This is a genomic window from Thermomonas brevis (assembly GCF_014395425.1).
Classification (GTDB): domain Bacteria; phylum Pseudomonadota; class Gammaproteobacteria; order Xanthomonadales; family Xanthomonadaceae; genus Thermomonas; species Thermomonas brevis.
In genome coordinates this window covers 844,775-857,918 of sequence record NZ_CP060711.1, presented here as the reverse complement: position 1 = coordinate 857,918, position 13,144 = coordinate 844,775, and the positions used below count along the sequence as shown (strand labels likewise).

15 protein-coding genes and 1 riboswitch are annotated in these 13,144 nt (G+C 68.3%); of the genes, 10 read left to right on the top strand and 5 right to left on the bottom strand.

Features of this window, described 5'->3' with window-relative positions; translation table 11 throughout:
• The first annotated feature begins 145 nt into the window (after positions 1-145).
• From H9L17_RS03960 to H9L17_RS03945, 4 genes are all read left to right on the top strand, one after another.
• Positions 146-694, top strand: coding sequence for a phage tail protein (locus H9L17_RS03960; RefSeq protein WP_187571063.1), 549 nt, complete (start codon positions 146-148; stop codon positions 692-694).
• A 78-nt stretch (positions 695-772) separates the two neighbouring features.
• Positions 773-1,309 carry a phage tail protein gene (locus H9L17_RS03955; protein ID WP_187571062.1) on the top strand — a complete coding sequence of 179 codons (537 nt, stop codon included), beginning with the start codon at positions 773-775 and terminating at the stop codon, positions 1,307-1,309.
• Positions 1,310-1,380: 71 nt separating this feature from the next.
• Positions 1,381-1,908, top strand: a complete 528-nt coding sequence (locus H9L17_RS03950; protein ID WP_187571061.1) for a phage tail protein — start codon at positions 1,381-1,383, stop codon at positions 1,906-1,908.
• Between the two features lie 58 nt (positions 1,909-1,966).
• Entirely contained in the window at positions 1,967-2,473 is a 507-nt protein-coding gene (locus tag H9L17_RS03945) for a GNAT family N-acetyltransferase (protein WP_187571060.1), read from the top strand.
• Between the two features lie 59 nt (positions 2,474-2,532).
• Here H9L17_RS03945 and H9L17_RS03940 read toward each other — a convergent pair whose 3' ends face one another.
• Positions 2,533-2,829: a DUF6916 family protein gene (locus tag H9L17_RS03940; RefSeq protein ID WP_187571059.1), complete on the bottom strand. Its 297-nt coding sequence runs from the start codon at positions 2,827-2,829 to the stop codon at positions 2,533-2,535.
• Positions 2,830-3,038: 209 nt separating this feature from the next.
• Between H9L17_RS03940 and leuS the strand changes: the two genes are divergently transcribed.
• The 6 genes from leuS to rlmH all read left to right on the top strand — a co-directional run bounded on the left by leuS (position 3,039) and on the right by rlmH (position 9,075).
• Entirely contained in the window at positions 3,039-5,771 is a 2,733-nt protein-coding gene (leuS, locus tag H9L17_RS03935; RefSeq protein WP_187571058.1) for a leucine--tRNA ligase, read from the top strand.
• A gap of 119 nt (positions 5,772-5,890) precedes the next feature.
• The gene (locus H9L17_RS03930) at positions 5,891-6,394 is read left to right on the top strand and encodes an LPS-assembly lipoprotein LptE (protein WP_187571057.1); all 504 of its coding nucleotides are present in this window, start codon (positions 5,891-5,893) and stop codon (positions 6,392-6,394) included.
• Between the two features lie 21 nt (positions 6,395-6,415).
• On the top strand, positions 6,416-7,456 hold the full coding sequence (gene holA / locus H9L17_RS03925) for a DNA polymerase III subunit delta (protein ID WP_187571056.1): 1,041 nt from the start codon (positions 6,416-6,418) through the stop codon (positions 7,454-7,456).
• Positions 7,453-8,154: a nicotinate-nucleotide adenylyltransferase gene (nadD, locus tag H9L17_RS03920; RefSeq protein ID WP_246455158.1), complete on the top strand. Its 702-nt coding sequence runs from the start codon at positions 7,453-7,455 to the stop codon at positions 8,152-8,154. The genes holA and nadD overlap by 4 nt, the downstream gene beginning before the upstream one ends.
• Entirely contained in the window at positions 8,151-8,561 is a 411-nt protein-coding gene (gene rsfS, locus H9L17_RS03915; protein WP_187571055.1) for a ribosome silencing factor, read from the top strand. The genes nadD and rsfS overlap by 4 nt, the downstream gene beginning before the upstream one ends.
• A gap of 43 nt (positions 8,562-8,604) precedes the next feature.
• Positions 8,605-9,075 (top strand): 23S rRNA (pseudouridine(1915)-N(3))-methyltransferase RlmH, encoded by a 471-nt coding sequence (gene rlmH / locus H9L17_RS03910; RefSeq protein WP_187571054.1) that lies wholly within the window; start codon positions 8,605-8,607, stop codon positions 9,073-9,075.
• A 29-nt stretch (positions 9,076-9,104) separates the two neighbouring features.
• Here the strand turns inward: rlmH and H9L17_RS03905 are convergent, their stop codons facing one another.
• From H9L17_RS03905 to rpsB, 4 genes are all read right to left on the bottom strand, one after another.
• Positions 9,105-9,476: a hypothetical protein gene (locus H9L17_RS03905; RefSeq protein ID WP_187571053.1), complete on the bottom strand. Its 372-nt coding sequence runs from the start codon at positions 9,474-9,476 to the stop codon at positions 9,105-9,107.
• Complete coding sequence (locus H9L17_RS03900; RefSeq protein ID WP_187571052.1) at positions 9,473-10,837, bottom strand: voltage-gated chloride channel family protein; 1,365 nt, start codon at positions 10,835-10,837, stop codon at positions 9,473-9,475. Before H9L17_RS03900 ends, H9L17_RS03905 begins: the two co-directional genes overlap by 4 nt.
• A gap of 76 nt (positions 10,838-10,913) precedes the next feature.
• Positions 10,914-10,985, bottom strand: a riboswitch (Fluoride riboswitch).
• 95 nt (positions 10,986-11,080) lie between these two features.
• A complete protein-coding gene (gene tsf / locus H9L17_RS03895; protein WP_187571051.1) occupies positions 11,081-11,962 on the bottom strand; it encodes a translation elongation factor Ts in 882 nt (293 codons plus the stop codon).
• 170 nt (positions 11,963-12,132) lie between these two features.
• Positions 12,133-12,912, bottom strand: a complete 780-nt coding sequence (gene rpsB / locus H9L17_RS03890; protein WP_187571050.1) for a 30S ribosomal protein S2 — start codon at positions 12,910-12,912, stop codon at positions 12,133-12,135.
• Between the last annotated feature and the right edge of the window lie 232 nt (positions 12,913-13,144).

The following is a 13,144-nucleotide window of genomic DNA, read 5'->3' as shown; positions in this document are numbered from 1 at the left end:
TCGCGTTGTCAGAGGAAGCTCAGGGACGAAATCGGGAAAACCATACGCCGCCGTCGGGATTGTGGGGCTGCCGATACGCGTTCAGAGTGAAAAAGGCGTCGTGCAATCGTGCAGGGCGTCCACACAATCGAGGGGAAGGATCACGATGAGCGAATTCTTCATCGGCCAGATCATGATGGCCGGTTTCAACTTCGCGCCGAAATACTGGGCGTTATGCAATGGGCAACTGCTGCCGATCGCGCAGAACCAGGCCTTGTTCTCGCTGCTGGGGACGCAGTACGGGGGCAACGGCGTCACCAACTTCGCGCTGCCGGATCTGCGCAGCCGCACGCCCGTGGGCTACGCCTCCTCGGTCGATCCCGGCTGGCAGCCGCCTTCGGTGCAGATCGGACAGACCGACGGCGTCGAGAACGTCACCCTCCTGTCGACCAATCTCCCGCCGCATACCCATTCGATGAACGCATCGACGGCCGGCGGAGACAATCGCAGCGCGGGCGGGCGCGTTTTCGCCACCAGCACCAATGCCGGAGCGCCTCCGCCGAATCTGTATTCCGCCAGCACGGGTTCCCCGGTTCCCCTGAACCCCCAGACCGTCGCTCCGGCAGGCGGCAGCCAGCCGCATCCGAATCTCCAGCCCTACACCACGATCAATTTCTGCATCGCACTGCAGGGCATTTTCCCGTCGCGCAACTGAGGCGCACCGACTCACGCTGGATGCCCGCGTTCTCGAACCTGGCGGATATCCACACAACAATCTTCCGGAGTACCTCCCATGAGTACACCCTATGTCGGCGAGATCCGCATGTTCGGTTTCGGCTCCCGTGGCGCCCCCAACGGCTGGCAGGCCTGCGACGGCACCCTGCTGCCGATCGCCGAATACGAGGTTCTGTATACGCTGCTTGGCACCACCTATGGCGGCGACGGCCAGTCCACTTTCGGAGTGCCTGACCTGCGCGGCCGCCTGCCCATCCACCAAGGCACCGGGCCGGGACTGAGCAACTACGTCATCGGCCAGAAGTCGGGCACCGAGTCGGTCACCCTCCTCAGCCAGCAGATGCCGGCGCACACGCACACGGCGGTGGCGACGACCGGAGCGGCGACCGCTCTGACGCCAGGCATCGCCCTGCTGCCGGGCGCGGTCAGCGGCGACAATTTCTATGCGTCCGACATCACGGGGGCGACGGCGGTGCCGATGTCGGCGCAATCGACGGGCCTCGCCGGCGGCAGCCAGCCGCACGAGAACTGCATGCCCACGCTGACGGTGCAGTACTGCATCGCATGGGCGGGCATCTTTCCGTCGCAAGGCTGAGCTGCCGCACGCACGAAACGCATTCCATCGCGCCATGCCGGCGCGGCATCCTTCATCGGAGGACACACATCATGACCGAACCCTTCATCGGCGAAATCCAGTTGTTCGGCTTCAACTTCAATCCGCGCGGCTGGGCGTTCTGCAACGGCGCCACCATGCCGATCCAGCAGAACACCGCGCTGTTCTCGCTGCTCGGCACGCAGTACGGCGGCAACGGCCAGACCACGTTCCAGTTGCCCAACTTCGCCGGCCGTGCCGGCTGCGAACAGGGCCAGGGGCCGGGCCTCACGCCGCGCACCATCGGCGAAACCTTCGGCGTGAACACGGTGACGCTGACCACGCAGCAGATCCCGCAGCACAATCACGGCATCAACGCGTTCGTACCGTCGAATTCGGGCTCGCCCGCCACGAACGGCGGCCTGTCGCAGCCCGGCATCGCCGCGAACAGGCCCTTCTCTTCCAGCGCGCCCAACACCACCTTCGCCCCCAATATGATCAGCCCCAGCCAAGGCGGCGGCCAGCCCCACCAGAACCAGCAGCCCTACCTCGGGGTGAATTTCTGCATCGCGTTGCAGGGCGTGTTCCCGTCCTTCCCGTGACATGACGGCGGAGCATTCCGCCCGGCCGGCGCCGTTCCCCCGGGAACGGCCCGACCGCATGCGGATTCCCGAAGCGCTGGCGATGCGGGGCTTCTCGCTGCGTTCGTTGCACGAGGGCGATCTGCCCTGGCTGCGCGACCTGTACGCCACCACCCGCGCCGAGGAAATGGCGCCGGTGCCGTGGCCTGAGGCCGCCAAGCGCGCGTTCCTCGACCAGCAGTTCGACCTGCAGCATCGCCATTACCTCGCCCACTACGGCGATGCCGATTTCCTGGCGTTGGAGCAGGAAGGGCGCGGCCCGGTCGGCCGCTATTACCTGCGGCGCGCGACGCCGGACCACTTGCTCATCGACATCAGCCTGTTCCCGACGCTGCGCGGCGGCGGGCTGGGCAGCGCGCTGATCGGCCAGAGCCAGCGGGAGGCGGCCACGCTGGCGCGCGGCATGCGGCTGCATGTGCTGGAGGCCAATCCCGGAGCGCGTCGGCTCTACGAGCGGCTGGGCTTCGTGGTGGAAGGCGGCGAAGGCGGATATCGGGCGATGCGATGGTCGCCGGCGTCGTCCTGACGCAGGGCCGCTTTCGGTAAGACACTCAGGGGAGCCGGGCGATGCCGGGTTCGTTCCGCTCAGTTGAAGACGGCCTGGTACAGGAAGCCGGCGCGCTCCTGCGCGATCGGCACCAGGAAGATCCCGACCTCGCCGACCCGCGCATGGCGCATGGGATAGATCTGCTGCGGGAACAGCACCGGCGAGGTGTTGCGGAACAGCAGCGAGAAAGGTGCGCGCGCCGCGTTCGCGGAACTCGGGGGCGGCGGCAGCGGGCGCGCTTCGACCAGCACGAACTCCACATCCATGCCGTTCAGCGCGGCGGAGAAGGGCTCGTTCACGCAGCCGGCGAAGTGTTCCAGCGTCAGCAATTCCATCGGTATCCGGCTCCCGGCTCTGGGGCTGCGCGGCGCGGCAGCGGCGGACATCCTCGCCGCTGCGCCGATGCCGCACAAGCGCCTGCTGGATAACGACCGGCCAGGGGACGGCTCCGCCCGCTGGCGCGCGGGCCGGACGCAGGGCGAGGCAATGGCGGCCTTTGCTGCGCTGCGGTAGGCTTCCAACCCCGATTCCAGCGTTTTCCGCCGTGTCCGAGCCCGCCATCTACGATCCCCGCACCGTCGAATCCGCCGCCCAGTCGTTCTGGGCCGCCAACCGCGCCTTCGAGGTGAAGGAAGACGCCGGCAAGCCGAAGTACTACTGCCTGTCGATGCTGCCGTACCCGTCGGGCGCACTGCACGTCGGCCACGTGCGCAACTACACCATCGGCGACGTGATCAGCCGCCACAAGCGTATGACCGGGCACAACGTGCTGCAGCCGATGGGCTGGGACGCCTTCGGTCTGCCCGCCGAGAACGCCGCGATCAAGAACAAGACCGCGCCGGCCAAGTGGACGTATTCCAACATCGAGCACATGCGCGCGCAGCTGAAGTCGCTGGGCTACGCCATCGACTGGAGCCGCGAGTTCGCCACCTGCAAGGCGGACTATTACGTCCACGAGCAGCGCATGTTCGTGCGCCTGCTGAAGAAGGGCGTCGCGTATCGCAAGAACAGCGTGGTGAACTGGGATCCGGTCGACCAGACCGTGCTGGCGAACGAGCAGGTGATCGACGGCCGCGGCTGGCGCACCGGCGCGCTGGTGGAGAAGCGCGAGATCCCGCAGTGGTTCCTGCGCATCACCGACTACGCGCAGCAATTGCTGGACGAACTGGACACGCTCGACGGCTGGCCGGATTCGGTCAAGACCATGCAGCGCAACTGGATCGGCCGCAGCCAAGGCCTGGAAATCCAGTTCGCGGTCGATGGCGAATCCGAGCCGCTGACCGTGTTCACCACGCGCCCCGACACGCTGATGGGCGTCACCTTCATCAGCATCGCCGGCGAGCATCCGCTGGCGCTGAAGGCCGCGCAGGACAATCCGGAGCTGGCCGCCTTCCTCGCCGACCTGAAGCAGGGCGGCGTGTCCGAGGCCGAACTCGAAACGCAGGAAAAGCGCGGCATGGCCACCGGCCAATGGGCCAGGCATCCGATCACCGGAGACGACGTGCCGATCTACGTCGCCAACTTCGTGCTGATGGGCTACGGCACCGGCGCGGTGATGGCGGTGCCGGCGCACGACCAGCGCGACTGGGAGTTCGCCAAGGCCTACGGCCTGCCGGTGAAGCCGGTGATCGTCGATGCGGCCACGCGCGACGCGCTGGAGGAAATGTCCGCGCACCTGAAGGAACACGACGACCCGATGGCGGTCGCGCTGGGCGGCCACGCGCCGGTGGACGTGTTCGAAATCGACGCCGCAGTGTCGGTGGTGCGCGAGTACCTGCGCCGCATCGAGGAAGACGGCGCGCAGACCGAGCGTGGCTGGCTGATCAACTCCGGCGAGTTCAACGGGCTGGACTTCGACGGTGCGCTGGACGCGCTCGCAGCGAAGTTCGAGGCTGCGGGCACCGGCAAGCGCAAGATCAATTTCCGCCTGCGCGACTGGGGCGTCAGTCGCCAGCGCTACTGGGGCTGTCCGATCCCGGTCATCCACTGCGCAAGCTGCGGGGTGGTGCCGGTGCCGGAAGACCAGTTGCCGGTGGTATTGCCGGAGGACGTGGCCGACGCCTTCGCCTCGGGCGACGTGCATTCGCCGATCAAGTCCGATCCCGAATGGCGCAAGACCACCTGCCCGCAGTGCGGCAAGCCGGCCGAGCGCGAAACCGACACCTTCGACACCTTCATGGAGTCGAGCTGGTACTACGCGCGCTACACTTCGCCGGGCGCGGCGGACATGGTGGACGAGCGCGCGAATTACTGGCTGCCGGTCGATCAATACATCGGAGGCATCGAGCACGCGATCCTGCACCTGATGTATTTCCGCTTCTACCACAAGCTCCTGCGCGACGCGGGGCTGGTGCACAGCGACGAACCGGCCACGCGCCTGCTGACGCAGGGCATGGTCATCGCCGACACCTTCTACCGCGAGGACGAGCACGGCGCGAAGGAGTGGATCAACCCGGCCGACGTGGAGCTGCAGCGCGACGACAAGGGTCGCGTGACCGGCGCGACGCTGATCGCCGACGGGCAGCCGGTGAAGATCGGCGGCACCGAGAAGATGTCGAAGTCGAAGAACAACGGCGTCGATCCGCAGGTGCTGGTGGACAAGTTCGGCGCCGACACCGTGCGCCTGTTCTCGATGTTCGCCGCGCCGCCGGAACAATCCCTGGAGTGGAGCGAGGCCGGCGTGGAAGGCATGGCGCGCTTCCTGCGCCGCCTGTGGCGCGACGTGCACGCGCACGCCGCGCAGCCGGATCATCCGCTGGTCGATCCCGCACAGCTCGATGCCGCGCAGAAAACCCTGCGCCGGCAGACCCACGAAGCCATCCAGAAGGTCGGCGACGACTACGGCCGTCGCCACAGCTTCAACACGGCCATCGCCGCGCTGATGGAACTGCTCAACCACGTCGGCAAGTTCGGCGACATGAGCGAGCAGGGGCGCGCGGTGCGCCACGAGGCGTTCGAGGCCATCGTGCTGCTGCTCAACCCGATCACTCCGCACATCGCGCACGCGCTGTGGCAGGCACTGGGCCACCCGGAAACGCTGCTGGAAGACGTGCCGTTCCCGCAGGCCGATCCCGCCGCACTGGTGCGCGACGCGGTCAAGCTGGCGGTACAGGTCAACGGCAAGCTGCGCGGGACGATCGAGGTCGGCGTGGACACCCCGCGCGAGGCCATCGAAGCCGCCGCACTGGCGGAGCCGAACGTGGCCGCGTTCGTGGCCGGGCAGGCGCCGAAGAAGGTGATCGTGGTGCCGGGCAAGATCGTCAACATCGTGGTGTGATTTCGATTCGTCATTCCCGCGAACGCGGGAGTCCAGTGTCTTTCACACGGATAAACATCAAAGACGCTGGATCCCCGCGTTCGCGGGGATGACGGCCGCGATGGCTTAGACTCCCCCACATGAAATCCCGCCTCTCCGTCCTCGCCCTGTCCGCCGCCCTGCTGTCCGGCTGCGGTTTCCACCTGCGCAACGCGCTCAACCTGCCGGAGAACCTCGGCCCGGTGCGCGTCCTCGCGGCCGACCGCTACAGCCCGCTGGCCGACATGCTGGCCGAGGGCCTGCAGCGCGCCGGCGCGCAGGCGGCCCCGTCCGAGGCGACCGAAGGCGTGGCGACCCTGCAGGTGGTGTCCGAGCAATGGGCGGACACGCCGATCAGCAACGACCAGTCCGGCCGCGCGCAGGAATACGCGCTGCGCTACGCGGTGGTGTTCAGCCTGCATCGCGCCGACGGCACCGCCGCGGTGCCGCAGCAGGCGGTGGAGCTGTCGCGCGACTATCTGGCGCCGGCGGTGGACTCCATCGGCAAGGCCAGCGAGCGCGAAATGCTGGTGCGTGAGCTGCGCCGCGACATGGCGGCGGCGATCCTGCGCCGCGTCGATGCCGCTTCCAAGCCGGCGCCGTAAGGCCGGCGTGCGGCCGATCGCATGGAACTGAGCGCGGACCGCCTCGCCGGGCAACTGGCCAACGAGCCGCTGCGGCCCGCCTATCTGGTGGCCGGCAGCGAGCCCCTGCTGGTGCTGGAAGCCGCCGACGCGGTGCGCGCCGCCGCACGCGCGCAGGGCATCGGCGAGCGCGAAGTGCACGACATGGAAGGCCGCGACGCCGACTGGGGTGGCCTGGACGCCTCGATCCACGCGCCCAGCCTGTTCGCCAGCCGGCGCCTGATCGAAATCCGCCTGCCCACCGGCAAGCCCGGCACGGAGGGCGCGAAGCTGATTTCCGGCTTCTGCGCCGCGCCGCCGCAGGACGTGGTGTTGCTGATCGTGGCCGGCGAATGGTCGAAATCGCATGCCGGCAAATGGAGCGAGGCCGTCGCCAGAACCGGCCACCTCGCGGTCGCCTGGCCGGTCAAGCCGCACGAACTCAACGGCTGGATCGGCCAGCGCCTGCGCAGCCGCGGCGTGAAGGCCACGCCCGACGCGGTGGCGCGGCTGGCGCAGCGGGTGGAAGGCAATCTGCTGGCGGCGGCGCAGGAAGTGGACAAGCTGGCCCTGCTGCTGCAAGGGCAGGCCGAGGTGCTGGACGCCGAGCGGATGGACGCGCTGGTCGCCGACTCCGCGCGCTTCGACGTGTTCCGGCTGGTCGATGCCGCGCTGAACGGGCAGCCCGCGCAGGTCTCGCGCGTCATCGCCGGCCTGAAGGCGGAAGGCGAGGCGATTCCGGCGCTGATGGGCATGGTGGTGAAGGAGCTGAACACCGTCGCCGCGCTGGCGCGGGCGCGCAACTTCGCCGCCGAGTGCAAGGCGCTGCGGATCTGGGATTCCAAGCAGGCGGTGTACAAGCGCGCGCTGGCGCGGCACACGCCGGAGCGCTGGCAGCGGCTGCTGGTGGACGCCGGCGGCGTGGACCGCGTCTCCAAGGGCCGGGTGCGGCCGGGCAAGGAATCCGCCGATGCCTGGCTGCAGCTGGAGCGCCTGCTGCTGGCGGTGGCGGACAAGGGCGCGCTGCGCCTGCTGGCCTCGTGAGCGGCCCGCTGCGCGTTTTCTACGGCGGGAGTTTCGACCCCGTGCACAACGGGCACGTCGCCATCGCCCGCGCCGCGCGCGATGCGTTGCACGCCGAGGTCGCGCTGCTGCCGGCCCGCGATCCGCCGCACAAGGCCGCCACTCACGCCGACGCCGAACAGCGCGCGGAGCTGCTGGAGCTGGCGATCGAAGGCGAGCCGGCCCTGCGCGTGGATCGCCGCGAACTGCATCGCGCCGGCCCGTCCTACACCTGCGACACGCTGGCCGAACTGCGCGCCGACCTCGGCGGCTCCGCGCCGCTGGCATGGCTGATCGGCGCGGATTCGCTGCTGCAATTGCATACCTGGCACCGCTGGCGCGAGCTGTTCGACCTGGCCCACATCGTCGCCGTGCAGCGGCCGGGGGCCGAGGTCGATGCCGCCCGCCTGCGCGCCGAGGCTCCCCAGGTGCTGGCGGAGATCGGCCAGCGCTGGCTGCCGCCGGACGCGCTGGCGGACAGCCCGCACGGCGGCTTCGCCCTGCTGCCGCTGGCCGAGCTGCGCCCGGAGTCCTCCACCGAGCTTCGCCGCCGCATCGCCGCGGGCGAGCAGTGGCGGGACTGGGTTCCTGAACGGGTCGCGGCCCGTATCGTCCAGCTCAATCTCTACCGCGACCCGGCCGTTATACTGCCTGCATCTTCATCGAGCGTTCGCCCTTGACCACTGCCGCCCACGTCATCAAGACCAGCCTGCCCACCCCGCCGCCCTCCGTGGAGGCCCTGCTGAAGGCCGTGCACGGCGGACTGGAGGAGCTGAAAGCCAAGGACGTGGTGCAGATCGACGTGCGCGGCAAGAGCAGCGTCTGCGATTTCATGGTCATCGCCTCCGGCACCTCCACCCGCCACGTGAAGTCGGCGGCGGACGAAGTGGTGCGCTTCGCCAAGAAGCTCGACGTCGTCCCGCTCGGCGTGGAAGGCGAGCGCGAGGCCGAATGGGTGTTGGTCGATCTCGGCGACGTGGTCGTCCACGTCATGCTGCCGCGCGTGCGCGAGTTCTACGCGCTGGAGCGGCTGTGGTCGGTGGGCGACCAGCCGCCGGCCGCGGCGAGTGCCGACGAAGAGGAGTGAGCCGCAGCGCCCGCTGCGCCTTCCTCGTCGCTGATTTCTCGGAATGAAAGCCCGCCTCGTCGCCGTCGGCGAACGCGCCCCCGGCTGGGTGGCGCAGGGTTTCGCCGAATACCAGAAGCGGCTGTCGCACTGGCTGCCGCTCGACCTCGTCGAAGTGGAGCCCGGCGTGCGCGGCAAAGGCCGCGACACCGTCAGGGCGACCGCAGACGAAGGCGCGCGCGTCCTCGCTGCGCTGCCGAAGGGCGCCCACGTCGTCGCATTGGACGGACGCGGCAAGATGCACAGTTCCGAACACCTCGCCCAGCGCCTCGAACACTGGCGCGGGCAGGGCCGCGATCTCGCCTTCCTGATCGGCGGCCCGGAAGGCCACGCGCCCGAGGTCATCGCCCGCGCCGACGAACACTGGTCGCTCGGCCCACTGACCCTGCCGCACATGCTGGTGCGGCTGGTGCTGGCCGAGCAGCTCTATCGCGCGGCGGCGCTGCTGGCGAACCATCCCTACCATCGCGCCTGAAGCGGACGCGGGCGGCCTGCCGCGCTGCATCACCCCGTGCGCTCGTGCTCCAGCGGCAATTCGCACAGGAACAGCACGGCATGCACCTTGCGCAGTTCCTCCGCGTGCTCGCGCATGAAATCGCGCAGCCGCTGTTCGGTGTCCAGCAGCTCCAGGCACTGCGGATGGCGCATGTCCGTGAGTTCCGGATGGTGGTGCGAGAGTCGCTCGCCGGGAAGATAGCCGGAGCTGACGTGATGCAGGATCGCTTGCACGATCTGCGCCTCGCGGGCCGCCAGCAGCAGATGCCGGGCGAGCGCCGGCGCGCTCAGCCGATGCCAGAAACGCGTCGGCCTGGCTTGGGCGACGTGCGGGAAGTAGAGCCGCAGGGCGGCGATGGTCGGTGCCTGCCGGGAGCTCATGGACGCGTTTCCTCGGTGGTGGTCGCGGTCGGGAGATCGCATGCCGGCCGCGCGCCGGCGCGTTCGGCTTCCGCGCTGCGGAACAGCGCGAGCTCGGCGAGGCGCAGGTGTTCCGGAGCGGCGAGCCGCCGCTTGTGGTGCTTGCCGTGGCCGATGCGCTGAGCGCGGTAGATGCCGGTGTGGCCCGAGAACAGGTAGGCGGTGACGCAGCCGATGGCCGCCAGCGGGCCGATCTCGGCGCCGAATAGTTCCATCGCCATCAGCGTGGTCGCGATGGGCGTGTTGGCCGCGCCGGAGAACACCGCGACGAAGCCGATGCCCGCCATCAGCGAAAACGGCATGTGCAGCAGCGGCGCCAGCGCGTTGCCCAGTGTCGCGCCGATATAGAACAGCGGCGTCACTTCGCCGCCCTTGAAGCCGGTGCCCAGCGAGACCACGGTGAAGCCGAACTTGCCGAAGAAATCCCACGGCGCCATCGGCTGCTGAAACGCACGCACGATGTCGGGGATGCCCAGCCCGATATAGCGATAGCCATCCAGCGCCCACAACGCAAAGGCGATCGCCAGGCCGCCCGCGAACGGCCGCAGCGGCGCCTGCGCGATCCGCCGCTTGACCAGCGCGCCAAGGCCATGCGCCGCGCTGGAAAACAGCATGCCGACAAGGCCGAACACGATGCCGGCGATCACCACCGCCAGCACGCTCCACGCACCCACAGGCACGATCCCGGCCACCGCATACGGCGTGTGATGGATGCCCCAGGCCAGACACACCTGATCGGCCACGATGCCGGCGACCATGCACGGGAACAGCGCGTCGTAGCGCATCCGGCCGATGGCGAGGATTTCCAGCCCGAACACCGCCCCGGCCAGCGGCGTACCGAACACCGACGCGAAGCCCGCGGCGATGCCGCACATCAGCAGCACGCGGCGGTCTTCGCGCTGCAGGCGCAGCAGGTGGGTGAGCTGGTCGGCCAACGCGCCGCCCATCTGCACGGCGGTGCCTTCCCGGCCCACCGATGCGCCGAACAGGTGCGACACCACCGTGCCGCCCAGCACCAGCGGCGCCATGCGCAGGGGCACGACCTTCTTCGGATCGTGGATTTCGTCGATGATGAGGTTGTTGCCGGCATTCACCTGCTTGCCCAGCAGGTGATAGACCAGCCCCACGCCGAAACCGGCGACGGGCAGCAGCCAGATCGCCCAGCGATGGGCCTCACGCCAGGCGGTGGCGCGGTCCAGGGCGAGCAGGAAGAACGCCGACGCGCTGCCGGCGAGGACGGCGACGAGGCTGGCGATGATCAGCCACTTCCCCAATCGGGGAAGCAGTTCGATCTGTTCGGAACGATGGAAAAAGGATGGCATTGGTCGTTGCTCGAAGATTCATCGGGCCGACCAATGCGGGGCGTGGGCGCGTGCCTACAGCCCCGACGTTGGTCAGGTGGCTGTAGGCGTCATCAGCAGCGGACGCTGCGGTTCGATTCACGGGAGGAACGCCATCTCCTGCGCGCACTCTAGCCGGCGGCACGGCGTCCGTCGAGTGGATGCCGCGCAACAAAAAACCCGCCGTCGCCGGCGGGTTCTTCGTGCATCGGGTGAAGCGGAAGATCAGACCTGCATCGCCTTGGCGACTTCGGCCAGATAGTCTTCCTGCACCTTCTCGATGCCTTCGCCGACCACCAGGCGCTGGAAGCCGACCACGTCGGCGCCGGCGGCCTTCAGCACGGCTTCGACGGTCTTGTCGCTGTCCAGCACGTAGTTCTGGCCGTACAGGGTCACTTCGCTGACGATCTTGTTGAGCTTGCCGCTGATGATCTTCTCGAGGATGTCGGCCGGCTTGGCCTTGTCCTTCTCGCTCATCTTCGCCAGTTCGATTTCCTTTTCCTTGGCGATGAACTCGGCCGGCACGTCGGCGGCCTTGTTGTGCGGCGGGTTCATGGCGGCGACGTGCATCGCCAGGCCGCTGGCCAGTTCGGCGCTGCCGCCGGCCAGGTCGACCAGCACGCCGATCTTGCCGTTGGTGTGCACGTAGGCGCCGACCGTGTTGTTGCCGTCGATCTTGACCAGGCGGCGGATCTGGATGTTCTCGCCCAGCTTCTGGATGGCAGCGGCGCGGGCTTCCTCGACGGTCTCGCCGGAGGCCAGCTTGGCGGCCTTCAGGGCTTCGACGTCGGCGGCGCCGGACGCCAGTGCGGCCTGCGCGACGGCATCGACGAAGGACTTGAAGTTGACGTCGTTGGCGACGAAGTCGGTTTCCGAGTTCACTTCGACCAGCACGGCCTTGCCGCCGGCCTGGGCGACGCCGATGCGGCCTTCGGCGGTGACGCGGTCGGCCTTCTTGTCGGCCTTGGCGGCGCCGGACTTGCGCAGCGCTTCGGCCGCGGCGTCGATGTCGCCGTTGGTTTCGGTGAGCGCCTTCTTGCACTCCATCATGCCGGCGCCGGTGCGCTCGCGCAGTTCCTTCACGAGGGAAGCGGTGATTTCAGCCATTGGGGAATACCTCTAGATGTATGTAAACGTCATCCCCGCGAAGGCGGGGATCCAGCGGTTGATCCGCTGAAATGCTGGGAAAGCTGGATTCCCGCCTTCGCGGGAATGACGAGCAAATGCAAATGCGAAACCGCAGCCGCGCACTATGACGCGGCCGCGTGACGGGACGATTACTCGCCCTTCTTGCCGCGACGCGCCGGCTTGGCAGCTTCCTCGCCTTCGACGGCGGCGGCGAAGTCCTCTTCGCGCACCGAAGCCGAGTTCGGCGCGGCGGCCTTGCCTTCCAGCACGGCGTCGGCGGCGGCGCGGGCGTACAGCTGCACGGCGCGGATGGCGTCGTCGTTGCCGGGGATGGCGTAGTCGACCAGGGCCGGATCGTAGTTGGTGTCGACCACCGCGATCACCGGGATGCCGAGCTTCTTGGCTTCCTTGATGGCGATGTCTTCATGGCCGATGTCGATCACGAACAGGGCGTCGGGCAGGCGGTTCATGTCCTTGATGCCGCCCAGCGAGGCCTGCAGCTTGTCGCGCTCGCGGCGCAGGCCCATGACTTCGTGCTTGACCAGCTTCTGGAAGGTGCCGTCGGTTTCCGCGGCTTCCAGTTCCTTCAGGCGGGCGACCGACTTCTTCACGGTGGCGAAGTTGGTCAGGGTGCCGCCCAGCCAGCGCTGGGTCATGTACGGCATGCCGCAACGCTCGGCTTCTTCCTTGACCGCCTCGCGCGCGCTGCGCTTGGTGCCCAGGAACAGGATGGTGCCGCGCTTCTGCGCCACGCCGCTGATGAAGTTCATCGCGTCGTTGAACAGCGGGACGGTCTTTTCCAGGTTGATGATGTGGATCTTGCCGCGGGCGCCGAAGATGTACGGGCCCATCTTGGGATTCCAGTAGCGGGTCTGGTGGCCGAAGTGGACGCCGGCTTCCAGCATCTGGCGCATGGTGATCTGGGGCATTGCAGAAACTCCGATGTATGGAATCCGCGCCGGGGGAATGAAGGCGCTGCGCCTGGCCGCGAGCGGCGGGCGCTGGATTCCGGGGTTGGGCCTCCCCGTCGTCACCGCTTCCGAACCCGCTTGCGCGGGCACCCCGGAGCGGGGATTGCCGACAGGTGTGGATTCGACGATGCGCTCGTCGTGGCGGCGATAAAGCCTCGGAAGTATGACCGAATCTGGCATTCGGGGCAAA

What these genes read in the sequence shown, in the direction of transcription:
- H9L17_RS03960 (WP_187571063.1), top strand. Translation starts at nt 146, where the DNA reads ATGAGCGAATTCTTCATCGGCCAGATCATGATGGCCGGTTTCAACTTC.
- H9L17_RS03955 (WP_187571062.1), top strand. Translation starts at nt 773, where the DNA reads ATGAGTACACCCTATGTCGGCGAGATCCGCATGTTCGGTTTCGGCTCC.
- H9L17_RS03950 (WP_187571061.1), top strand. Translation starts at nt 1,381, where the DNA reads ATGACCGAACCCTTCATCGGCGAAATCCAGTTGTTCGGCTTCAACTTC.
- H9L17_RS03945 (WP_187571060.1), top strand. Translation starts at nt 1,967, where the DNA reads ATGCGGATTCCCGAAGCGCTGGCGATGCGGGGCTTCTCGCTGCGTTCG.
- H9L17_RS03940 (WP_187571059.1), bottom strand. Translation starts at nt 2,829, where the DNA reads ATGGAATTGCTGACGCTGGAACACTTCGCCGGCTGCGTGAACGAGCCC.
- H9L17_RS03930 (WP_187571057.1), top strand. Translation starts at nt 5,891, where the DNA reads ATGAAATCCCGCCTCTCCGTCCTCGCCCTGTCCGCCGCCCTGCTGTCC.
- holA (WP_187571056.1), top strand. Translation starts at nt 6,416, where the DNA reads ATGGAACTGAGCGCGGACCGCCTCGCCGGGCAACTGGCCAACGAGCCG.
- rlmH (WP_187571054.1), top strand. Translation starts at nt 8,605, where the DNA reads ATGAAAGCCCGCCTCGTCGCCGTCGGCGAACGCGCCCCCGGCTGGGTG.
- H9L17_RS03905 (WP_187571053.1), bottom strand. Translation starts at nt 9,476, where the DNA reads ATGAGCTCCCGGCAGGCACCGACCATCGCCGCCCTGCGGCTCTACTTC.
- H9L17_RS03900 (WP_187571052.1), bottom strand. Translation starts at nt 10,837, where the DNA reads ATGCCATCCTTTTTCCATCGTTCCGAACAGATCGAACTGCTTCCCCGA.
- tsf (WP_187571051.1), bottom strand. Translation starts at nt 11,962, where the DNA reads ATGGCTGAAATCACCGCTTCCCTCGTGAAGGAACTGCGCGAGCGCACC.
- rpsB (WP_187571050.1), bottom strand. Translation starts at nt 12,912, where the DNA reads ATGCCCCAGATCACCATGCGCCAGATGCTGGAAGCCGGCGTCCACTTC.